General features: G+C 71.4%; 17 protein-coding genes and 1 tRNA gene. 5 read left to right on the forward strand and 13 right to left on the reverse strand.

The window, feature by feature from the left end:
* Nucleotides 1-38: 38 nt before the first annotated feature.
* From fxsT to RM704_RS18420, 8 genes are all read right to left on the reverse strand, one after another.
* Nucleotides 39-4,070, reverse strand: coding sequence for an FxSxx-COOH system tetratricopeptide repeat protein (fxsT, locus tag RM704_RS18385; protein ID WP_033529516.1), 4,032 nt, complete (start codon nt 4,068-4,070; stop codon nt 39-41).
* On the reverse strand, nt 4,060-5,397 hold the full coding sequence (locus RM704_RS18390) for a TIR-like protein FxsC (protein WP_033529517.1): 1,338 nt from the start codon (nt 5,395-5,397) through the stop codon (nt 4,060-4,062). Before RM704_RS18390 ends, fxsT begins: the two co-directional genes overlap by 11 nt.
* Before the next feature lie 327 nt (nt 5,398-5,724).
* Entirely contained in the window at nt 5,725-6,903 is a 1,179-nt protein-coding gene (locus RM704_RS18395; RefSeq protein ID WP_438828927.1) for an FxsB family cyclophane-forming radical SAM/SPASM peptide maturase, read from the reverse strand.
* 71 nt (nt 6,904-6,974) lie between these two features.
* Nucleotides 6,975-7,157, reverse strand: coding sequence for an FxSxx-COOH cyclophane-containing RiPP peptide (fxsA, locus tag RM704_RS18400; RefSeq protein ID WP_033529518.1), 183 nt, complete (start codon nt 7,155-7,157; stop codon nt 6,975-6,977).
* 319 nt (nt 7,158-7,476) lie between these two features.
* Nucleotides 7,477-8,388: a YceI family protein gene (locus RM704_RS18405; RefSeq protein WP_033529965.1), complete on the reverse strand. Its 912-nt coding sequence runs from the start codon at nt 8,386-8,388 to the stop codon at nt 7,477-7,479.
* A 63-nt stretch (nt 8,389-8,451) separates the two neighbouring features.
* Nucleotides 8,452-9,519 (reverse strand): maleylacetate reductase, encoded by a 1,068-nt coding sequence (locus tag RM704_RS18410; RefSeq protein ID WP_033529966.1) that lies wholly within the window; start codon nt 9,517-9,519, stop codon nt 8,452-8,454.
* Nucleotides 9,520-9,524: 5 nt separating this feature from the next.
* A complete protein-coding gene (locus RM704_RS18415; protein ID WP_033529967.1) occupies nt 9,525-10,421 on the reverse strand; it encodes an intradiol ring-cleavage dioxygenase in 897 nt (298 codons plus the stop codon).
* A gap of 90 nt (nt 10,422-10,511) precedes the next feature.
* A complete protein-coding gene (locus RM704_RS18420) occupies nt 10,512-12,278 on the reverse strand; it encodes an FAD-dependent oxidoreductase (RefSeq protein WP_033529519.1) in 1,767 nt (588 codons plus the stop codon).
* Nucleotides 12,279-12,431: 153 nt separating this feature from the next.
* Here RM704_RS18420 and RM704_RS18425 point away from each other — a divergent pair, with 153 nt between their 5' ends.
* Nucleotides 12,432-14,378 carry a helix-turn-helix domain-containing protein gene (locus tag RM704_RS18425; protein ID WP_078937270.1) on the forward strand — a complete coding sequence of 649 codons (1,947 nt, stop codon included), beginning with the start codon at nt 12,432-12,434 and terminating at the stop codon, nt 14,376-14,378.
* 150 nt (nt 14,379-14,528) lie between these two features.
* Nucleotides 14,529-15,380, forward strand: coding sequence for a class II glutamine amidotransferase (locus RM704_RS18430; RefSeq protein WP_033529521.1), 852 nt, complete (start codon nt 14,529-14,531; stop codon nt 15,378-15,380).
* Between the two features lie 19 nt (nt 15,381-15,399).
* On the opposite strand, the gene RM704_RS18435 is transcribed toward RM704_RS18430, so the two are convergent.
* The 4 genes from RM704_RS18435 to RM704_RS18450 form a co-directional block, all read right to left on the reverse strand.
* Entirely contained in the window at nt 15,400-16,509 is a 1,110-nt protein-coding gene (locus tag RM704_RS18435) for a beta propeller repeat protein (RefSeq protein ID WP_033529522.1), read from the reverse strand.
* Between the two features lie 2 nt (nt 16,510-16,511).
* Nucleotides 16,512-17,621 carry a hypothetical protein gene (locus RM704_RS18440; RefSeq protein ID WP_033529968.1) on the reverse strand — a complete coding sequence of 370 codons (1,110 nt, stop codon included), beginning with the start codon at nt 17,619-17,621 and terminating at the stop codon, nt 16,512-16,514.
* Between the two features lie 105 nt (nt 17,622-17,726).
* Entirely contained in the window at nt 17,727-18,389 is a 663-nt protein-coding gene (locus RM704_RS18445) for a class I SAM-dependent methyltransferase (protein ID WP_033529523.1), read from the reverse strand.
* Nucleotides 18,390-18,651: 262 nt separating this feature from the next.
* Nucleotides 18,652-18,725 (reverse strand) — tRNA-Pro (locus RM704_RS18450).
* A 101-nt stretch (nt 18,726-18,826) separates the two neighbouring features.
* Here RM704_RS18450 and RM704_RS18455 point away from each other — a divergent pair.
* Nucleotides 18,827-19,447: a DUF309 domain-containing protein gene (locus RM704_RS18455; RefSeq protein ID WP_078937271.1), complete on the forward strand. Its 621-nt coding sequence runs from the start codon at nt 18,827-18,829 to the stop codon at nt 19,445-19,447.
* 43 nt (nt 19,448-19,490) lie between these two features.
* Here RM704_RS18455 and RM704_RS18460 read toward each other — a convergent pair whose 3' ends face one another.
* Nucleotides 19,491-20,264 (reverse strand): sulfite exporter TauE/SafE family protein, encoded by a 774-nt coding sequence (locus RM704_RS18460; RefSeq protein ID WP_033529524.1) that lies wholly within the window; start codon nt 20,262-20,264, stop codon nt 19,491-19,493.
* 197 nt (nt 20,265-20,461) lie between these two features.
* Here RM704_RS18460 and RM704_RS18465 point away from each other — a divergent pair, with 197 nt between their 5' ends.
* Both RM704_RS18465 and RM704_RS18470 read left to right on the forward strand, forming a co-directional pair.
* On the forward strand, nt 20,462-21,271 hold the full coding sequence (locus tag RM704_RS18465) for an alpha/beta hydrolase (protein ID WP_033529525.1): 810 nt from the start codon (nt 20,462-20,464) through the stop codon (nt 21,269-21,271).
* Nucleotides 21,272-21,312: 41 nt separating this feature from the next.
* On the forward strand, nt 21,313-21,588 hold the full coding sequence (locus RM704_RS18470; protein ID WP_033529526.1) for a WhiB family transcriptional regulator: 276 nt from the start codon (nt 21,313-21,315) through the stop codon (nt 21,586-21,588).
* Nucleotides 21,589-21,601: the final 13 nt, after the last annotated feature.

Below are 21,601 nucleotides of genomic sequence, written 5' to 3' on the forward strand. Positions count from 1 at the left end.
GACTCCGTGGCCGTGATCCGTACGCCCCGGCAGGGCCGTCAGGTGACCGGCGGCTCGATGTCCGCGTCGATGGGCTGCCAGCGGGTGACCGCCCGGGTCATGGGGTGGTCACCGCCCAGTTCCCTGCTGTCGCGGGCGCGACGCTCCGCCTCGTCGTGGAGCCGGCCCGCCTCCTCGTGCGACCACTCGGCCTCGTCGGAGTCGTCGCGGCGCAGTTCGGCCGCGAGGTTCGAGGCACCGGCGATGGCGAGGTAGTGGTCGGGGCCCAGCACCTCGGTGAGCCCCTCGTAGGCCTCGCGTCCCACCGCGACGGCTCGTACGTGCTCGCCGTTCTCGGACACGTCCGTGGCGTGGTTCAGCATGCAGGTGAGGGTGTAGGGGTGGCGGGGCCCGAGGAGGCGGCGGAAACGGTCGAGGGTACGGGTCGACAGCTCCAGCGCAGCCTCCGGCTCACCGGTCAGCCGGAGCAGTACGGCCAGGTTGGTGGCGCAGGCGAGAGTGAAGACGTGGTCCGGACCGAAGCGGCGCTCGTAGCGGTCCAGGGTCTCCGTGGCCAGCTCGCGGCCCCGGACCGCCTCCCCTCGGTCGTACAGATCCGCGCAGAGGTTGGTCGCGATGGCCAGGGTGTCGGGGTGGTCGGGGCCGAGCTGCTTCAGGGCCTGTTCGAAGGTGTCGCTCGTCAGCGCGTACGCCGCCTCGTACTCCCCCTGGCGGCGGTACAGGATCGCGGCGCTGAGGGAGGCCCGGAAGGTGATCAGGTGTTCGGGCCCCAGCGCGCGCCGGCTGCGCCGCAGGGTGTCCTCGATGAGCGTGCGCGCCTCCCTGAAGGCCCCGGCGGCCCGCAGGTCCCGGGCGAAGTTCGTGGCGGTGTTCAGTGTGGAGCGGTGGTCGGGTCCGGAGATCTCCCGGCGCTGTTTGAGCATGTCCCGGTCGGTGTCGCGGGCTGCCTGCCGGTCGCCGGACAGGAACTCGGAGACGGCGAGGTTGTTGGCCGCCGACAGCGTGCGCGGGTGGCTGTCGCCGAAGATCCGCCGGGTCCGTCGCAGGGTTTCCCGGTCGCTCTCCATGGCGTCCGCGTAGCGGCCGACACCGCGCAGGTCGGCGCCGAGGCTCATGGCCGCACCGAGGGTGTAGGGGTGCTCTTCGCCGAGCACTCGGCTGCCGCGCTGGTAGGCGTCGAGAGTCACCTCGTACGCCTCCGGCAGGCGCCCCTGGTCGCGCAGTGCGTTGCCCAGTTCGATGCGCAGCCTGAGGACGAGCCCGTCGTCCTCGCCGAAGCGGGGCAGCCAACTGGCGAGCACCCGTTCGGCCGTACGGATGGCCGTGTCGGCGTCTCCGCTGCGCCAGAGGTAGCGGACGGTGTCACAGATCCACTGCCGCACCTCCAGACGGTCGTTCTCCTCGGCCTTGGTGGGCCACAGGTGCGGGAGCAGCGCGGCATAGGCCTCCCAGTGGTCGGACTCGTCGGGGTCCTTGGGGTTGGCCTGTCCCAGCGCGACCTGCGTGCGCTCGCGCATGAGGGTCTGCTCCTCAGTGGTCAGCTGGTCACGGAGCACGTGTTGAATCAAGCGATGCATGGTCAAAGTGTCGGTCCGCTGGTCGGCCTGGGCGAGCCCATTCCGCACGATTTCACCGTAGAGCCGGCTCATCATCAGGGGGTCGGACAGGCTCGGGTCGTGCCGTTCGAGCATCTCCAGGGCGGGCCGGCTGCTGAGCAGGTCCCGGGGTATGGGGTCCGGCCCGAAGAAGGCGCACATCTCGAGCAGCGCGGCAGCGGCCGGTGTGCGCGCTTTCAGCCGATCGAGTGACCAACTGGCGGCCGCGGACGTCGGATAGTCCGGGGCCGAACGGCCTCCCAGGATGTCCGTCATCTTCGTACGGAGCATCTGCAGATAGGCGCTCGCGGACATGGCCGACTCCTGCAGCGCGGCGGCGGCCAGGCTCACCGCCAGCGGGAAGTCCCCCAGTTCCTCCGCCACCTGAGCCGCCTCCTGGGGCTCCAGGCCGTCGTTGTAGCGGCGCAGCAGCGTGACGCTCTCGTCGCGGGTGAAGAGGTCGACCTCGATGCGTGCGGCCCGTTCTGCCCAGGCCGGATCTCGCGAGGTGATGAGGATGTGGCGACCGGGCCCGCCGACCGGCAGCAGACCTTCGAGGTCGGCCGGCTTCTCCGCGTTGTCGTACACCAGCAGCCAGCGGCTGTGGCGAACGCCGCGGCGCAGGCTGTCCAGGACCTCGTTGCACACGGTCGTCAGGTCCTTGCCGCCGACGGGCACGCCGAGGCGCCCGGCCAACGCGCTGAGTTCCTGGCGGATCTGCGTCGGATCAGCCGCCTTGATCCACCAGATCAGGTCGTAGTCCGATTCGAATCGGTAGGCGTATTCGAGGGCGAGCTGCGTCTTGCCCACGCCTCCGAGCCCGTAGAGGGCCTGCGGCAGCACGGCGGTGGCACCGGCCAGCAGGCTGTCGCGCAACCGTTCGATGAGGGTCCGGCGGCCGGTGAACGCGGCGTTGCGCAGAGGACGACCGCCGATGACCTGCGGTGGTGTCCCGGGCAGCCGGGCCGCGGCGACGAGACCGACGGCCGCGGGGCGCACTCCCGGTTCCGCCGAACCGCCCCGGTCGACGGCGATCAGCAGTCGCGCCACCGCCTCCTCCGCCGCGACACCGGTGAGGCCCACGGCCGCGTGGGGCGCGAACTCCGGTGGCGGCGGGGAATCGTCGACGCGCAAGGGGACGATCATGCCGATCTGGCCGGACGGGTCCCGGCGACGGGTCTGCTGCCAGATCTCCCGGGCCTGCGGCAGAGCGGTGTACTGCGGGGAGAGCAGCACCACCATGCGCCCCTCACCCGCGAGTGTGCGCTCCAGCCACGTCGGTGGCGTCGGCTCGTCCGCGAACTCGTCGGTCTCGATCGGGGCGAGCGTCGCCTCGTAACCGGCCGCGCGCAGCACGGTCACGGTCCAGTCCGCCCAGAGCCGGTCGGGCGCGGCGTAACTGACGTAGAAGTCCTTGCGCATGATCGGGGAGGTCCGCTCGTACTCCGCGCGCAGCGTCTGGCGGTACCGCTCCGGCATGTTGCTCAGCCGGGTCACCCGGTTGTCGGTGAGCCGGGCGGTCAGGCGTTCGAAGGCGGCGAGGAGGGTGCCGTCCTGCCGGCGCTCTCCGACGGTCGCCGGGATCTCCTCGTACGCGTAGCTGGGTTTGTACGGGATCTCGACGCTGCTCCAGTACTGGTCCTGCTCCTCGGGCGGCACCCAGTCCAGGAAGGGGGCGAACAGGCTGCGGGCCTGGTACCGGCCGGCCTCCAGGCGGTCGCGGCCGGCGTCCTCGACACGCATGGGGACGGGCACGATGCGGATGTCGCGCTGGGTGTGGGATATCCGGCGGATCGAACGGGCCACGTGGGCGGCGCCGTTGACGCCCTGGCGGCTGAGGGTGAAGCAGTCCACGACGATGTCCGGCATGACGACCGTGCAGATGCTCGCGGTGTCGCTGAGGCCGGTACGGCTGTCGATCAGGACGTAGTCGTAGCGTGCCGCCATGTCCTCGCGCAGGGCGGTGAGGAAGTCCGCGCCGCCCATGCGGTAGAAGGCTCCCCAGTCGAAGGTGCTGACCTTCACCGCGTAGCTGTCGGGGTCCTGCACCCCGGCGGGCAGGAGGTCCAGTTTGCCGCCCGGCGGCAGGCGTAGTTCCGTGCCGACGGCGTACCGGTCGACGCGGGCCCGTTCGCTGTAGTCGGGGGGCCTCGGCAGACCTCCGCCGTTCGACGGGGGCGGTTTGGCCGCGTGGCCGCTCTCCGCTCCGGAACGCACCGGTTGGGCCGCGTGCCGGGCGAAGTCGCCGACCATCTCGATGACGCCGGCGCTCTCGGTGAGTTCGGGGTCGGCCAGCAGGGGCTGGAGGTAGGTGTGCAGTCCGGGGGCTTCGAGGTCCCAGTCCACGACGAGTACGCGCAGACCGTTGCTCGCGAGGATCCACGCGGTGTTGACCAGCGCCATGCTGCGCCCGGTACCGCCCTTGAAGGAGTAGAAGGTGATGATCGTGCCCCGGCCGCGGTCGTCATGGGTCATCTTCCTGCTCCTTCTCAGAGGGCATCAGGGGGGAGGAGGGGCGGGCGGCGATGGGTGGCGCGAGCCCGGTACGGCTGCGCGGGGAGGCCGCGGTGCTCAGCACGGGGAGCGCGGCGGTGGTGATCCGGGGCAGCTCCAGGGCGTCGAGCCGGGAGGTCTCGAGGAAGGACACCAGGTGGTTCTGCGCCTTCGCGACCACCGCGTGCAGTGTCCCGTCGAACTGGTCCGAACCGATCCCCGACTGCAGCAACGGCAGAGGATCCCCGGCGCCCTTCGCCCAGTTGAACGGCAGGGCTCCCCGGACCGCCTCCCAGTAGGCCTTGCCGCGTGCTCCGTCACCCGCCTCGTCCGGATCGCACGGCACTATGGCCGCGCTGCCCGGATGGTTGCTCCGGTCGTAGGCGCGCAGCGCTCTGTTGAACGGCTCGGCCGCGGCGGCCGACGCCTCCACCAGGAGGACCGCGACCTGTCCCTGTCCACGAGCCTCGTCCAGGGTGACGGCCAGCGCGTCCGAGACGATCTCGGTCCGTACCGTGAAGCCCCGCTCCTCCAGCAGCTGCGTCGCTCTCCGGGCGAGCGGTTCGGAGGATTCGGCGTGGTAAGGGTTCCAGTCGGTCGGACTGTCCCCGTGGCATCCCGGGTCCGTGGACGCCTTGTGGGCGTCGGCCGAGGTCCGGGCGGCGACGAGCAGCAGGGCATGGCTGCCCGGCTCCGCCGGTTCGGCGGCGGACGGGAAGGGGCCGGCGGATTGCGGACCGGTGAGGTCCAGACCGTTGGCGGGCAGGATGCGGAAGTGTTCCGCGGCGACGAGGGTCTGGTGCGCGACGAGGTTCACGATGCGGCGGTACTCTTCGCCGCCCGGGTCCGCGACCAGGATGCGGCGCAGGCCCCAGCGCGCGTAGTTCTCGCCGAAGTCGTAGTTGTCGTACTGGATGTGGGCCGCGCCCGACGGAATGTTCTGCACCGGCTCCCACAGAACGGGGATGAGAGCCTTCGCGTCCACTCCCGTCACTTCTCTGTGCCTGCGCTGCCGGTCCTCGAAGGCCTTCCATTCGCGGCCGCAGAAGTCGCTTCTGAAGTAGTCGGGAGTGTAGAGGGCCAGCATGGTGCGGCAGTGCGCGAGGGCGTCGCACAGGGCCGCGTTCCAGTCCTGTCCGACTTGAATGGACTGTACGTCGAGAAATGGACGGCCGAAGGGCACCGCATTGCCCTTGTGTAATCGCCTCAGTTCTTGGCGTAATTCCGCGCACAGGTCGTCGTAAAACCGCTTGACGAGGACCCGGGGTCCGCGCCTGCGCGCATAGCTCAGGAAGAAATACGGTTCCAACGAGCCCCCGACGTGCCGCGTCAGCGGGGTCCTTGTCGTGGGGTGGATGGATTCTCGCGCCTCGGAAGATGGCCGACACCGGCGGAAGTGCACGCGGTCCGGTCGCCTCCCACACCTCCTCACCCCCCAACCGGTACCCCTCGCCATAGCCTTGGTTGAGTCGTGCCGAGACAGAGAACGATACCCCTGTCCGGCCCGACGGGCTCCTTTTCGGCGGGGCCCGAATCCATGCTTCCCACGATCTCCGCGTCCAACTCCCTTTCGGAGCGGACTCGTTCATGAATCGCTGCACGGCCGTGGGGCGTGCGCCCTGAGTCACGCTCCGGCTCAGGGGAGAGCAGACGGACGTTCCGGCCCCGGTTCCGACGAGGTTGGTGTGAGGTGTGCCAACGCGACGTGGACGCGGTGGCGAACGTGGGCGATGAAGGCGGCGAGGTCGAAGCAGTAGACCGAGGGAGTGGCGAATCCGGTCGTGGGGTGGTGCCGGTGTGCGTACAGACCGCCACCGCAGACAGGGGCCAGCGCGCAGTCGCGGCAGACCGGGCCGAGACCGGACAGCCCCGCCTGTCTCCTGCGCATGGTCTCCGTGGCGAGCGCTTCGGAGAAGGAGTGCCGGAAGACGTCGAGGCCGGTCTCGGGAGCTCCCGCCCCGACGACCTTCAGCGAGTCGGAGTGCTCGATGGTCCCGTCCGCCTCGACGACCACGAGGTCCGCCGGCGCGAGCCCCAGCCCCTCGGTGTGCACGGGGCCGCCGAGCACCCCGGACATGGCCTCCTCGAACATCCGTACCCCGGTCTCCTTGCGCGGCGCGTCGAACCACCGGTCGAAGGCGGCGATGAGCCAACGGGCGTACGGAGTCGGACCGTCCGGCGATCCGCCGACCGGGGGGCGCGCAGGCGGGGTCTCCCGGTGTTCGAGGCCGGGTGGCGGACGCTCCCAAGTGCCGTGCGGCAGGAGGAAGTCGACGCGGGGCGCGCCGAAGTCGAGCAGCGCCTCATAGGTGTCGACGGGGTCGTTCGCCAGGTCCACGGTGCACAACAGTCCACGGAAGAGTTCTCTGTGGCGGGGGCTGTTCAGCAGGCGAAGCGCCGCGGCGACCCGTGCGTGACTGGGCCGGCCGTTCGCGAACCGGCGGTGCCGGTCGTGCGCCGCGGGGGAACCGTCGAGGCTGACCGACACGCCGACCCGGTGACGGCGCAGCAGTTCGAGGAACTCCTCGTCGAGCAGGATGCCGTTCGACTGCATCGAGCAGCGCACCTTCACCACGGGGTCGAGGCGTTCGGCGATCAGGGTGAGCAGCTCGCCGAGGTGTGTCCTGCCCACGAGCAGGGGTTCTCCCCCGTGGAGGATGATCCGCACCTCGGGGAGCCGGTACTCACGGACGTGTTCGGCGATCCGGTCCGCGGTTCGCCCCATGGTGCCGAGGGACATCGCCGCGGGCCGTCCGCGCCAGCTCTGGTCGGCGGCGAAGTACACGTAGCAGTAGTCACAGGACAGGTTGCACAAGCTGTGGATTTTCAGCAGGAACTGCCGGAACGGGACCGCGGGTAAGCCCCCGGCCCCGGTCTCCGCCGTCCTCACAGCGCGCTGTCGAAGACGATGTCGGTCGTTTTCGACGCGCCGTCTCGTTCCTCCAGGTGGCGTCGCACGGCGCCACCCAGCACCGTGTCCTTCCGGGCCACCACGTCCAGCCGACGGGACGGCACCATGGAAATGTCGACCAGTCGTGTGCTGTTGTGGCTGTTCTGAGGCGCGTCCATGCCTTGCTGCCTCCCTGAGAGCCGCTGGGTGCGGAGAAGGTGTCCCGCCCGGATGTATTCCCTGTCCATGCTCTGTCAGTGCTCTTCGCACGTCCACAAGACAGTAGGTGTCATCCGGCACTTGCACGGGTCGCCTGCGGCAGGTGCTCTCCCCCTCCTTCTTTGCCACCGTGGCCGAATTGACGTACCCGCACGCCGCCTTTTTCCGACCGTGGACGAGCAAGGACATGCCCATCCGGTAAGTGGAATGCGTCGCTCGACAATAGGGACAGGATTTGAACAGATATCGAGCAGACCCTGTGTCTCCTCCTCCGGTCTTCTACTCCGGCGGCGTAGGCGTGTCGTGGGTGCGGTACATCGCCTGGACGTCCAGTTCCAGTTGGATCGTGGGGCCGACGACCGCGATTCCTCGGGCGAGCATGGAGCGCCAGTTCAGGGTGTAGTCCTCGCGGTGGAGTTCGGCCTTGGCGAGGGCGGCGCAGCGCAGTTCCTCGCCGTAGCCGCCGTTGACGGTGCCGAGGTAGGTGGTGTCGAGGGCGACGGAGCGGCTGACGCCGTGCATGGTGAGGCTGCCCTGGAGGGTCCACTTGCTGCCGCCGTGGTAGGCGAAGCGGGTGCTGGTGAAGTCGATGTACGGGAAGCGTTCGACGTCGAGGAAGTCCGCGGAACGCAGATGCGCGTCGCGGGTGTTGTTGCCGGTGGTGATGCTGGACGCGTCGATGCGTACGTGGACGCGCGACCGCGTCATGTCCTGGGCGACCGCGAGGCCGCCCTCGAAGCGCTCGAAACGGCCGTGCACATGGGCCATGCCGACGTGCTTGGCGATGAAGCGGATCGCCGTGTGCGGCGGGTCGAAGAGCCAGGCCCCCGGGGGCGGGAGTTCGAGGGCGCGGGCCGACTGGAGCCACACCCGTTCCCGGGAGACACCGGTGTCGGCGGTGACCTCGACCGTCTCACGGTGCGGTTCCAGCCCCTCCGCCATGATCAGCACGCTGTAGGTGCCCGGTGGCAGAGCAGCCGTGAAGAAGCCGTACGGGTCGGTGGCGCCGCGTGCCGCGACCCGGTGACTGCGCAGTTCCGTCACCGTCACGTCGGCCGCGCCCATGGGCTGGTTCACGGGGTCCAGCACCTCCCGGAGGACGACACCCGCGCCGTCCGGCACCGGGAACATGGCGCCCGCGGCGCCTCCGGAGGCATTCCTGAGTCGCCGCCGGAGCAGTCCGAGGGGCATGGTGTTCACCTTTCGGTTCTCGTCGGTTGTGCGTCGGCCGGGGGCCGGCCGGTCGGGAGACGGTCAGGACCACGCCGGAGGCCGGTCGCCGCCGTACGCCGCTCTCAGGATCTCCAGGGCGTCCGCCGTGGTGATCGGGCGTGGGTTGGCGTACGCCTGTGCCGTCACCTGGGCGGCGGCCGTCACCAAGTCGGCTTCGGCGAGGCCGAGTTCCGCCAGGGACCGGGGGGCTCCGAGGCTGCCCGACAGGTCCCGGAGGGCCTGGACGGCGTCGTCGGCGGTGAGCGCTCGGGCGAGCGCCGTCATGGCTTCGGGGGCGGCCGGGGCGTTGAAGGCGAGGGCGTACGGGAGGACGACCGTGTGGGTCTCGGCGTGCGGGAGGCCGAAGGTGCCACCGAGGACGTGGCACAGCTTGTGGTGCAGTCCCATCGTGGTCGCGCCGAGCGCGGTGCCGCAGAGCCAGGCGCCGTAGAGGGCACGGCTACGCGCCTCCAGGTCCCCGGGGTCGGCCGCCACACCGGGGAGCGCGCCGGCCATGGCCCGGACGCCCTCCTCCGCCGTCAGCGACACCAGCGGCGAGGCGTCCGGCGCGTACAGGGCCTCGGCGGCGTGCGCGACGGCGTTGATGCCGCTGGTCACGGAGAGGGGCACCGGGAGGGTGAGGGTGAGTTCGGGGTCGTAGACGACGCTGCGCGGCAGGACCGCCGGAGCGCGGCCGGTGCGCTTGGCACCGTGCTCGGTCAGGCCCCAGACCGGGGTCATCTCGGAGCCGGAGTAGGTGGACGGCACGGCGATCAGCGGCAGTTCGGTGCGCAGCGCGATCGCCTTGCCCAGTCCGATGGCCGAGCCGCCGCCGACCGCGACGCAGCCGTCCGCGCCCGCCTCCCGTGCCGCGCGCACCGCCTCGTCGGCCACGTCCACCGGCACGTGCTGGCGAGCCCCCGCGAACACTCCGGCGCACGCGTCGCCGAGCGCCCGCGCGACAGCCCGTGCGGTCTCGGCGCCCCTCGGTCCGCAGACCACCAACAGGCTGCGCAGCCCGAGCCGTTCGGCCTCCCCCGGCACCGCCGTCACCGACGCGCCCGGGCGCATCACGACCCGCGCGGGCTGCGCCTCGTACACGAACTCCATCGCCGTCACGACTGCTCCGGGCGGTGCTCGGCCGGTACGTCCCGCGGGTTGAGCACGAGGTCGAAGCGGGCGTGGCGGAACGGGTTCGGAATGCCGAACCGCCGTGCCAGCGACGGGTCGTCGGTCTCCGTGAAGTCCTGGACGAGGCTCTCCTTGACCGCGAAGACCGCGTCCGAGTCGAGGTGGTCGCCGCCGGCCACGAAGATGTGCGTGGTGACCGGCGTGTGCCCCTCGGCCGAGGCGATGAAGTGGATGTGCGCCGGGCGGTAAGGGTGCCGGGCGGTCGCCCGGAGGAGGTCGCCGACGGGGCCGTCCGTCGGGATCGGGTACGGGCTCGGCACACAGGTGCGGAACCAGAAGCGGCCCTCGTCGTCCGCCGTGAACAGTCCGCGGCCGTTGCCCGCCGGTTGTACGTCGGGTTGCTGGACGTCGTAGTAGCCCTCGGCGTTGGCCTGCCAGACGTCGAGTTTCGCGCCGGGCAGCGGGGTGCCGTCCCCGGACAGTACGCGTCCGCTGATCACGCACGGTTCGCCGCCGCCGACCAGGTCGATGTCGGCGCCGAGTTCCCGGACCGGGGACTCGGTCATGTGGAACGGGCCGAGGACCGTCGACTCGGTCGCGCCCCCGCGCTCGTCGCTGTTGATCGTCTCGACGAGCATCGAGACACCGAGGACGTCCGACAGGAGGACGAACTCCTGCCGGGTGTCCGTGCAGGCCTGCCCGGTCGCCGTGAGGAAGGCGATCGCCCGCTCCCACTCCGCCGTCGTGGGCCCGGTCTCGCGGACGAAGGCGTGGAGATGGCGGGTGAGGCCGGTCAGCAGCTCACGCAGGCGCGGATCGGCCGTGCCGTCGAGGCTGGCGACGACCGCCTCGGTGATGCGGGTGGTGAATTCGGTGGTCATGTCCGTGGTCATACCACTGCTCGCGTCCCTGCTCGGGTCGTCGCTCGCGTCCCTGGTCGCGTCCCTGGTCATGTCTGTGGTCCTCTCCGGTCAGCCGTGCCCGAGGATCCGCCGGACCGCCCCGGTCAGCAACCGCTCGGCGTCCTCCAGGGACGCGGCCGCCGTCGCGTGGCGGAAGGCGACGTACCCGTCCGGCCGTACGAGGAGCGCTCCCCCGTCGGCGACCTCCCGGAGCCGTGCCCAGTCGCCGTACGGGTCCTCGTACTGCTGGCCGGGGCCGATGACGGCGGTGGCGATCTCCAGGTCCTGGGCACCGGCGGCCCGGAGCCAGTGGGCGCCGCCGATGCCGGTGAGCAGGGTGAAGCGGCCCCGGCCGACGGTGTCGAGGGTGGAGAGGGTACGGGTGCCGCAGGTGATCCAGGCGTGCGGGAGTTTGGCTCCCGGGCGGGACGTCGGCTGGTGGTACAGCTCGGGGTCGCGGTCGAAACCGGGGTCCGGCGTGCCGTCGGGGACGACCGCCGAGGAACTCTCTGCGGAGTACCGCTGGTTGAGGTCGACGCCGTGCGCGTTGAACTCGTACACCTTGAACGCGATCGCCTCCCGGAGCTTCGCCCGCTGCTTCTCGGCGGCCTCGGTGTCGTCCTTGCGGGCGGCGATGTTGGCCCACAGCTGTTCGGGGGTCTGCGGAGAGAGCCCGTCGAGCGCCTCGAAGACGGGGGCGGTCTCGCCGATGGACTTGTTGGCGCGGGTGACGATCTGCCTGCCGATCGGGGCGCGTTCGGCGGTGTAGGTGTCGAGCAGCCGGGGGGACGCGGTGCCGTCGAGGACGAGTTTGAGCTTCCAGGCCAGGTTGTAGGCGTCCTGGATGGAGGTGTTGGAGCCGAGGCCGTTGGACGGCGGGTGGCGGTGGGTGGCGTCACCGGCGCAGAAGACCCGCCCGTGGGAGTAGGTCTCGGCGTACATCTCGTTGACGGTCCAGGCGGAGGAGGACTTGACGGTCACCGGGATCTCGTCGTCGCCGACCAGCCTGCGGACGATCGACTCGGCGTACTCCGTGGTCAGGTCGGGGGCGCCCGCGGTGACGTCGTAGCCCCAGACGATCAGCCACTCGTTCCAGGGGCGCACGCACCGCACCAGGCCCGCCCCGATGCCGCCGACGGTGGCGCCGGGGGCCAGCACCCAGTAGAGGGTGGACGGGCGGTGCGCGGTGTACTTCGACAGGTCCATGTCGAAGACGATGTTGATGCTGCCGGCCACGCCCATCTGACCGCCCATCGGCAGCCCGGCGTCCTCGGCGACCTGGGAGCGGCCGCCGTCGGCGCCGATGAGGTACTTGGCACGGATGGTGTACTCGTCGCCGCGCAGCCGGTCCTCGACGGTGACCGTGACGCCGTCGTCGTCCTGGACGAAGGACTTGTAGACGGTGCCGAAGCGCAGGTGGGTGCCGCGTGCGACGGCCGCGTCGACGAGCACGGGCTCCATCAGGTGCTGCGGCATGTCGCACATCCGGGTGGGGCTGGCCAGTTCGTGCGCGGCCTGGACCAGCGGATCGTTGCCCCAGGAGCGGATCCGGCCCAGTTCCTCCCCCGCGAGGCTGGTGCAGAAGGTCGTGTCGCCCATCAGCCGCTGCGGGGTGGCCTTCGCGACGACCTCCTCCTCGACACCGAGGTCGCGCAGCACCTCCATGGTGCGCTGGTTGGTGATGTGCGCCCGGGGCGTGTCGGCGAGACTCGCGTAACGGGTGACCACGATGTTGGGGACGCCGTAGGTACTCAGGGCGAGTGCGGCGGAGGCGCCCGCGGGGCCACTGCCCACGATCAGTACGTCGGTCACGACATCGGGCTCGACGGTGTGCACGGGAGACGCTCCAGGGAATGAGGACAGGCACCGATCGTTCAAGATCATGGAGTGCGGCGCGGGGGCGTGGGTGTCTCAATAAGAGACAGTGCGCGCGGTTTGCTCGGGGTGGTTGTTGCCTCTTCAACCACGCCGGGTACGGTGAGTGGTGTCGTGACCACCGCAGAGCATCGCCCCGTCGCCCCCGCCCTGGCGTCGCTGCGCAGGGCCCGTGAGTCGTTCCTCGAAGGACGCCGACTGCCGGACGGGGTGCCGGAGGAGATCGTCGCCGCGTGGAGGCGTGCCCGGTTCTTCGGCGTACGGCACGACGGGGTACGGCACGACGGAGTGCGACCTGACGACGAGGGTCCTGACGGCGTACGACCTGACGACGACCGTCCCGATGGGGTACGGCCGGAGGAAGGGCGTCCCGACGGCGTACGACCGCAGGAGTCGGTCCTGTTGGCGGCGGCCCGGCCGGTGCTCGAACGGCTGTCCCCCGCCGTGGGCACCGGGAGAACGGCGCTCCTGCTGACCGACGAGCGGCTGCGGGTGCTGTGGGCCACCGGGTGCGCACCGGGCGATCCGTACCGCGAGGACCTCTCCGAGCAGGTGGTCGGCCACAACAGCGCGGCGCTGGCGCTGCGTACCCGCCGTCGCGCCGAGGTGCACGGCCCGGAGCACTTCCTCGATCTGTGGCAGGACGTGTCCGCGGTCAGTGTCCCCGTGCTCGGGCCGGAGACCGGGCGGACCGTGGGCACGGTGACGGTCACCTCCGAGTTGTGCGCCGAGTGTGCCCCGCATCCGTGGGCCTCCCTCGCCGAGGCGGCCGCCGGTGCCGTGGAGGCGGAGCTCCTGGCCCGGTCGCGGCCGGCCGAGCGGGTCCTGCTGGACGCCTATCTGCGGGCGGCGCGGGAGCGGGGGCAGGCGGTGGTCGCTCTCGACGGCCGTAACCGGCTGGTGAGCGAGGCCGCGGCGCGGCTGTTGTCACCGGAAGGGCTGGAGGCGCTGGAGCGGGGCGTGGTCGCGCTGCTGCGGGACGTGGAGGGCCGGGGGGCAGCGGTCCCGGCGGGGGACACTGGGCAGGGTGGGTCCGTGGCCGGCACGGGCACGGGCATGGCTGCGGACGCGGGCACGGGCACGGTTGCGGTTGCGGTTGCGGACGTGGGCACCGACCCAGCTGCGGACGTGGGCACGGCCGCGGGCGCGTACCGGGTGCGGCTTCCGGACGGCGTCCGGTGTTCCGCGACGGTCGCCCCGGTGTCGCACCGGGGGGCGGTCATCGGAGCGGTGGCCGTCCTGGAGGCGCTCCGCGCCGACGCCGTCGCACCGGTCGGGCGGGGTGTCGTGGCGCTGGCAGGGCGCTCGGTGCCCTGGCTGCACGCGGTCGGTCGCGCCACGGAGCTGGCCAGGTCACCGGAGCCGCTGCTGCTGGTGGGCGAACGCGGCACCGGAAAGACCGCGCTCGCCCACGAACTCGCTCACGAGCTGCTGGTCGTCGACGCGGCGGAGGGCGAACTCGGATCAGCGATCGAGGCGTTGAAGGAGGGGCACGCGCTCCTCATCCGCCATGCGGAGCGTCTCGCACAGCCCGACACCGCGACCCTCAACGCACTGCTCGAAACAGCTCCGGGCACCCCCCTGCTGGCCACGTACACACCCGGAGCCCCTCCGGGACCCTGCCTCCAGCGGCTCCTGGACACCCTGGCCGCCCGCTCGGTCAGCCTGCCCGCGCTGCGTGAACGCCCGGAGGACATCAGGGAGTTGCTGGCCGCCCTGGCTCCGAAGCCGGCTCCCGGGCAGCCCCCGCTCACCTGGACGCTGGACGCCCTGCGCGCCCTGGAACGGCATCCGTGGCCCGGCAACGTCACCGAACTCGTCCATGTCGTCCGGGCGTTGGCCGAGCAGCGGCGTGCGTCGGGGCCCGTCCGCCGCGCCGAACTGCCGGACCACGTCCGCGAGGGTCCGGCGGCACGGCGGCTCAGCCCCATGGAGCACGCCGAACGCTCCGCCATCCTGGAGGCCCTGCGCCGCAACGGCGGCAACAAGGCCCGCACGGCCGCGTCCCTGGGCATCGCCCGCGCCACGCTGTACCGGAAACTGCGGGGTTATCGGAGCTGAGCATGCGCGCTGAGCCTGCGCGTACCGGCGCGAGGGCGCCGACAGCCGGGACGGCCGCGCGATCCCGTCGTGTGGCGATCAACGGGCGTCCGCACGACCATGGGAATGCTGCTTCCCCGTTCAGCCCGCTCGGCAGGAGGTGCTTGGTCGATGTGCCGGTGGCTCGCCTACTCGGGAACGCCCATCCTGCTCGACACCATTCTCTACAGGCCGACCCACTCCCTCATCGACCAGAGTCTGCACTCACGGCTGGGCGTGGAGACCACCAACGGTGACGGTTTCGGCGTCGGCTGGTACACGCCGGGCCTGGAGACCCCTGCGGTCTTCCGCGACATCGGTCCGGCCTGGAGCAACCGCAACCTGCGGGAGATCGCCGACCATGTCAGCTCCCCGCTCTTCTTCGCCCACATCCGGGCCTCGACGGGTACGGCGGTGCAGCAGACCAACAGCCATCCGTTCCGGCACGGCCGCTGGATGTGGATGCACAACGGGGCGATCGCCGACTTCCATCTGCTGCGGCGGGACCTCTCCCTGGCCGTCGACCCGGAGCTCTTCGCCGGCATCGAGGGGTCCACGGACTCCGAGCTGATGTTCCGTCTGGCGCTGACCTACGGTCTGGAGGACGACCCTCCGGGTGCCGTCGCGCGGATGGCGGGCCTGGTGGAGCAGATCGGTCACGAGCACGGGGTGGAGTACCCGTTGCAGATGACGGTGGCCGTCACGAACGGCCAGTCGCTGTGGGCCTTCCGCTACTCCAGCCAGAAGACGTCACGCTCGCTGTTCTACAGCACCCGCGTGGAGACGCTGCGCTCGCTCCACCCCGACGTGGCCTTCCTGCAGAAAGTCTCCGACGACACCCGCCTCATCGTCTCCGAGCCCCTGGGCGATCTGCCCGGCGCCTGGAACGAGGTTCCCGAGAGCAGCTACGGCATGGTCCGGCCCGGCGCGGACCTGCTGCGTCCCTTCGCCCCGCAGCCCGTCGCGGGCAGAACCCGGGTGTGACGGAACCGGGTCCCCGCCCTCAGCCGAACCGCAGGACGCGTGGCGCGAACGTGCCCTCGGGACCGTCGGCCCGGCCGACCGACCACACCGACTCCGTGCCCGGCACCGGCGCCAGCCGCAGCAGCGAGGAGTCGCCCTCCCCCGCCACCGCCGGCTCGTCGTACCCCGTGAACGTCTGCCCGTCCCAGGCGAGGAGGTCCGGCCCGGAGACGAACGGCGGGTAGCTGCCCGGCGGGCCCCACTTCTGGGACCGGGAGACCGCGACCCAGCCCAGCGCGCCGGACGTGGTGGGCGCCAGTGACGTGATCCCGCCGAAGTCGGTGGGCACGGTCACCCGGTTCCACGTCTGCCCGTCGAAGCGGACCAGCAGCGGCGGAATCGGCCGTCCCACCGGGCCGCCGACGAACCCGGCAGTGCCGCCCGCCCACACCTCCGTCAACGAGACCGCCAGCACGCTGCCGACGGCCGAGCGCGGGAACCCGTCCACGATCGTCTGCTTCCACGTCTGCCCGTCCCAGTGCGACACGGCCGCGCCCGAGACGGTGGCGCCCGCGGCCCAGACGTCGTCGGCCGCCAGGATGTGCAGGCCGTACACCGCTCCCGGCGGCACCGGCAGGTCGCGCCAGCCTCGCCCGTCCCAGCGCAGCAGTACCTGGGCGCCGTCCCGGGAACCGATCAGCCAGGTCTCACCGCCACCGGCGACGGCCTTGGTCAGGACGACACCGCTCGGTGGGCGGCTCTCGCGCCAGACGGTGCCGTCGTGGCGGAGCAGACGGGCACCTCCCGCCGAGTCGCGCCCGACCGCCCAGACCGCGGTCGGTGAGGTCGCGGCGACGGACAGCAGCTCTCCCTGCCAGCCGATCCCGGGCAGCGTGTGACGCTGCCACGCGCTGCCGTCCCAGCGCAGGACCAGCGGGAAGCCCGGCGCCTCGCGCCCCACGGCGTCGGCGCCCACCGCCCACGCGCGGTCCGGCCCGAACGCCACGGCCTCGTTCAGCCCGGCCTGCGGGCGTACCTGGGGCGGCACCGGAACATGTCGCCAGGACAGGGGGTCCGCCGCGGCGGAGGTCATGAGGGCCAAGAAGGTCATGGTGACGGCGAGCACGGTGACGAGAAGTCTGCGTGCCATGGTCAGCCTCCCAGCCGCTCGCTCATCAGGTTCGGTTTGGAGCCGTAGATCTCGACGGTGCCGAAGGCCAGCAGCGTGGGCCCGGCCTTCGCCAGGGCCCGCGGTTCGACGTCGATCGCGTTCGTGCGCTCCGGGCCGTAGGAGTAGGTGGTTCGCCGGCCTTGCACCCGCGCGTACTTGGACTGGAACGCGCGGTCGCTGCGCACCGGCAGCCACAGGGCGCCGTCCGGGCCGCGGACCATGCCCTCGGTGTAGGTGTCGCCCAGCGGGGGGTGGGTGGTGCGCCAGGTGTGCCCGTCGAAGGTCATCAGGTAGGTGTCGACCACACCGTCGGTGTACCGGCTGCCCCCGATCGTGACCCGCCCCGACGGTTCGGGCAGGATCGTGTGCACGTTGCTGTTCGGGGGCAGCGGCACGTTCGCGTCCCGCCACGCCGTGCCGTCCCAGCGCAGCACGGTGGTCCCGGTGCTGGTGTCCGCCCAGGCCCAGGCGTCGTCGGCGGTGCGCGCGGTGATCCCCATCAGGTACAGCACACCGTCCGGGGTGGGCTGTGCGGTCCAGCCGGAACCGTCGTGTCGCAGCACCTTCAGTCCGGTGTCGTCCTCGCCGACCACCCATGCCGCGCCCGGTACGGCGGTGAAGTCCTGGTAGACGCGCAGGGCCTGCGGCAGCGGTACGGCACTCCACGCGCCCGCCGACCGGCGCAGGATCTCGCCCGCCCCGGCGCGTTCGTGGAAGATCCACACCTCGTCGTCGACGAACTGCACCTTGCCGAGGCGGCCCGGGGCGTCGGCGCCGGGGAAGGTGGTGTCACGGCTCCATGTCGTGCCGTCCCACCGGTACAACGTGGGCCGTGGCCCGTCGGCGGCTTGCTCGGAGCCGGTCGCCCATGCCTCGCCGGGCCCCCGGGCTGCGAGATCGGCCACGGTCACCGGCGGGGCCGCCGCCGGCACCGCCAGCGCCGACCAGTTCGGCTTCGGGGCCGCACCGGCGCTGGTGTCACCGGTCGCGGCCGACGTCACGGCCACGGCGGGTGACGCCACCGCGCCCGGTGACGTCACCGCGGCACACGTGATCGCAAGACAGACGATGACCGCACGGAGACCGTTCACGAGACCCCCCAGGACGCGACGGTCGCACAAACTACTGGGGTTCGCCCCTCCGTGCACAGACCGCATCCGGCCGAACACAGGCCCCTTCGGCGGCCCGCCGTCCCGTCAGGAGGACGCTGTCACGCCTTTGCGGGCGAGCAGGTGGACCTCCTGGAACTGCCGCCGGTCGGTGGGCTCCGGCTCACGCACCAGCCGGGCGACCTCGGCAAGCCCGGACTCGCGCAGCAGCGCGGCGAGGTGGTCGGGCGACCACCGGTAGGCCGGCGCGACGGCGTGGTCGAAGACCTGCGTCGGGTGGGCCGGGCCGTCGGTCGCCGAGAAGCCGATCAGCAGGTGTCCGCCAGGTGTCAGCACCCGATGGAACTCGGCCAGCAGGGCGGGGAGTTCCCGAGGTGGAGTGTGGATGACGGACCATCGTGCGAGGACGCCGTCCAGTTCGCCGTCGGGGATGTCCAACCCGGCCATCGAGCCCACGTCGAACCGCAGCTCCGGATGGGCCAGCCGAGCCAGCTCGATCATCGCGGGAGAGGCATCGATGCCGAAGGCCGCCAGCCCCGACTCGACCAGATGAGCGGTGACATGGCCGGGCCCGCACCCCAGATCCGCGACCCGACCGTCCCCGGTACCGCGGACCACCTCGGCGAAGGCGCTCAACATGGCGCGATCCAGAGGACGTTCATCCAGCGAGTCGCGGACCAGCTCCGCGTAGGTGACGGCAGCGGCGTCGTAGGCCTTGCTGGTGGCACGGAGAGCATCGTGTTCGACCATGCGCGCGACAGTAGCTCGCGACCATGGAGCCGATTGAGCCGAGTCGCGAAGGACGATCGGGGCTGGGTCGATCAGGCAGTGACCCAGGCAGTGACCGACGGCCCTCTGGCCCGTCGAACTGATGGTCAGGGGCGACACCGGCCGCAGTTTCGGCATGGCGGTGCGTACGCTTCGCGGCGACTACCCGATCCCGTGCCCCAGGAACGATCGAAGGGCCGCTCCAGATTGCTCTGAAACGACCCTGATCTGCGACTTCGTAAAGTCGGGACGACAGGATTTGAACCTGCGACCCCTTGACCCCCAGTCAAGTGCGCTACCAAGCTGCGCCACGTCCCGGTGCGCTGTCCGCGGAGAACCGCGTGATCGCGCACTGAGAACTTTACCGTACGTCGGCCACTGCCCCGCGGCCGGTGTGAGCGTCGAGGGACAATCGAGGCATGAGCGGGACAGCACAGGACGGGACGGCGCCGGAGCGGGACCGGGACGAGGAGGGGCGGGCGCGGAGCGCGCGGCCCCGGGACGGGCTGGGGCGCCCGCTGCCGTACGGGGCGTCGGGTGTGGAGCGGCAGCCCGAGGGGGTGGTGCGCAGGCCCGAGGAGACGGTCGTCGAGGCTCAGGCGCTGCTGGACGCGGGGAAGCCGTTCCACGCGCATGAGGTCTTCGAGGACGCCTGGAAGTCCGGGCCCGACGAGGAACGCCCGCTGTGGCGTGGCCTCGCCCAGCTCGCGGTGGGGCTCACACACTCGGCGCGCGGCAACGTCAAGGGCGGGGCCCGGTTGCTGCGCCGTGGGGCCGGGGCCGTCGAGGCGTGGGGTGCCGAGAGCGGACGGTGGCGTCCGTACGGCATCGAGCTGGCCCTGGTGGGTGCCTGGGCCCGGGATCTGGCCGGTGTCGTGGAACGTGAGGGGCAGGCGGTGGACGCGGGGAGCTCGGCGCCCCGGCTGCGCGGAAACGGAGCGGGGAACGGAGAGGGGAACGAAAACGGCGAGGGAGACGGAAGCGGAGCGGGAGACGGGGACGGGGACGGGCACACGACGGCCCGGCCCGGACAGCGGTAGCGCCGCGCGGAGCCGGTCCGGACGCTGGGCGGTCGGGGAGGGCTCAGCGGAGCAGAAGCTGCAGACCGCCCACGATCGTCGCCGCGATCACCAGGTGCTCGAACAGCTTCTGGTTGATCCGGTTCACCGCCCACTTGCCGAGGAACGCGCCCGGTACGACGAACAGGACGAGCGCGGCGTCCAGCAGCAGCGAGTGCCCGTCGATGAGTCCCAGACCCACGCTGAACGGGACCTTGGAGACGTTCACGATGAGGAAGAAGAACGCCGAGGTGCCGAGGAAGCCGAGCTTGCGGAAGCCCGCGGAGAGCAGGTACATCGACATCACGGGGCCGCCGGCGTTGGCGACCATGGTGGTGAAGCCGCCGAGGACGCCGTACGAACGGGCCTTGACGCGGCCGGCGCGTGTGGTGATCGCGTCGGGTTCGTCGTCCTTGTCCACCGTGCGGCGGCGCCAGATCGTGACCGCCGTCATCAGCAGCAGGATCGCGCCGATGGAGGTACGGACGATCTGGTCGTCGGCCCGGATCAGGAACAGCGTGCCGAGGACGACGCCCGCGCCGACCGCCGGGAAGAGCTTCCACAGGGTGGGCCAGTGGGCGTGCTTGCGGTAGGTGAGCACCGCGAGGACGTCGCCGACGATCAGGATCGGCAGGAGGACGCCGGTCGAGGCGCGGGCCGGCAGGACGGCCGCGAAGATCGCGAGGCTGACCGTGTTGGCACCGCTCACGGCGGTCTTCGAGAAGCCGACGAGCAGGGCGGCGAAGGCGAGGGCCGCGAACTCGGCCGTGGACAGGTGCCAGAGAGTCATCGTGTTCATGCGGGGTCCGATGGTATGCGCACCTATCGGCGCGCGACACGACCGTCTCGCCAGTTGACCCTGCCGCCGCGCGGTCGGTGCCCGGGGCTCCTCGCCGCCGCCCGGGTCGGCGCTTTGGCCCCGGACGGCCCATGGACCGTCGTCGGAGGGGCTGGCAAGATCCACCGGGTACCTTCACCGACGTAGTTGGAGGAGTCATGGCCGACTCGCGCGAGCACAGCTTCGCCGGTACGCGGGGCGGTGTCACCGCGCGGGAATGGCCGTGCGAGGGGGCGCGGTACGTCGTGCTCCTGGTGCACGGCTACGGGGAGCACATCGGCCGGTACGAGCATGTGGCCGACGCTCTGGTGCGGCACGGTGCGGCGGTGTTCGGTCCCGATCACATGGGGCACGGCAGGTCGGCGGGCGAGCGGGTGCTGATCGAGGACTTCGAGGCCGTCGTCACCGATGTGCACGCCGTGGAGGTGCTGGCGCGGGCCGCGTATCCGGGGCTGCCGGTGGTGCTGATCGGTCATTCCTTGGGTGGTCTGATCGGCGCGCGGTACGCCCAGCGGTACGGGGCCGGGCTCGCGGCGGTCGTGCTGTCCGCGCCGCTGATCGGGATCTGGGAGCCGCTGCGGGCGCTGCTCGCGCAGCCCGAGGTGCCCGAGGTGCCGCTCGACCCGAAGCTGCTCTCGCGGGACATGGCGGTCGGCGCCCTGTACGCGAACGATCCGCTGGTGTGGCACGGCCCGTTCAAGCGGCCGACGCTGGAGGCCGTCGACCGCGCCCTGGAGACGATCTCGAAGGGCGGGTCCATCGGTCCGCTCCCGCTGCTGTGGCTGCACGGCGACGACGACCGGATCGTGCCGCTGCCCGGCAGCCGTACGGGGATCGAGGACCTCCGGGGGACCGAGTGGACCGAGCGTGTCTACCCGGGCGCCCGGCACGAGGTGTTCAACGAGACGAACCGGAGCGAAGTGCTCGCGGACGTCAAGGAGTTCGTCGACGGCGTACTGGGTCGCTGAGCCCGCGTTTTCCGTCCTCCTCGCTGGGCACCCGGCCCCGCATGGAGTGGTTGCGGAGAGCGGCCTGCGTGGGAGAGGACCCCGAACTGTTCTTCCCCGTGGGCACCACAGGACCGGCGCTCGACGACGTCGCCGCCGCCAAACGTGTCTGTCGCCGCTGCCCCGTGCGCCGCGAGTGCCTCACCTGGGCGCTCGGCAACGGGCAGACGGCCGGCGTGTGGGGCGGCATGGGCGAGGAGGAACGCACGGACCTGCTCCGCAGAGCCGGGAGCGCCGACGCCGCCCGGCACGAAGCGCTCGCCGGTACCCAACGATGAGGAGTGACGCGTA

It is taken from the genome of Streptomyces gottesmaniae, assembly GCF_031845845.1.
GTDB lineage: Bacteria > Actinomycetota > Actinomycetes > Streptomycetales > Streptomycetaceae > Streptomyces > Streptomyces akebiae.

What these genes read in the sequence shown, in the direction of transcription:
- fxsT (WP_033529516.1), bottom strand. Translation starts at nt 4,070, where the DNA reads ATGACCCATGACGACCGCGGCCGGGGCACGATCATCACCTTCTACTCC.
- fxsA (WP_033529518.1), bottom strand. Translation starts at nt 7,157, where the DNA reads ATGGACGCGCCTCAGAACAGCCACAACAGCACACGACTGGTCGACATT.
- RM704_RS18405 (WP_033529965.1), bottom strand. Translation starts at nt 8,388, where the DNA reads ATGCCCCTCGGACTGCTCCGGCGGCGACTCAGGAATGCCTCCGGAGGC.
- RM704_RS18410 (WP_033529966.1), bottom strand. Translation starts at nt 9,519, where the DNA reads ATGGAGTTCGTGTACGAGGCGCAGCCCGCGCGGGTCGTGATGCGCCCG.
- RM704_RS18415 (WP_033529967.1), bottom strand. Translation starts at nt 10,421, where the DNA reads ATGACCACCGAATTCACCACCCGCATCACCGAGGCGGTCGTCGCCAGC.
- RM704_RS18430 (WP_033529521.1), top strand. Translation starts at nt 14,529, where the DNA reads ATGTGCCGGTGGCTCGCCTACTCGGGAACGCCCATCCTGCTCGACACC.
- RM704_RS18435 (WP_033529522.1), bottom strand. Translation starts at nt 16,509, where the DNA reads ATGGCACGCAGACTTCTCGTCACCGTGCTCGCCGTCACCATGACCTTC.
- RM704_RS18445 (WP_033529523.1), bottom strand. Translation starts at nt 18,389, where the DNA reads ATGGTCGAACACGATGCTCTCCGTGCCACCAGCAAGGCCTACGACGCC.
- RM704_RS18455 (WP_078937271.1), top strand. Translation starts at nt 18,827, where the DNA reads ATGAGCGGGACAGCACAGGACGGGACGGCGCCGGAGCGGGACCGGGAC.
- RM704_RS18460 (WP_033529524.1), bottom strand. Translation starts at nt 20,264, where the DNA reads ATGAACACGATGACTCTCTGGCACCTGTCCACGGCCGAGTTCGCGGCC.
- RM704_RS18465 (WP_033529525.1), top strand. Translation starts at nt 20,462, where the DNA reads ATGGCCGACTCGCGCGAGCACAGCTTCGCCGGTACGCGGGGCGGTGTC.
- RM704_RS18470 (WP_033529526.1), top strand. Translation starts at nt 21,313, where the DNA reads ATGGAGTGGTTGCGGAGAGCGGCCTGCGTGGGAGAGGACCCCGAACTG.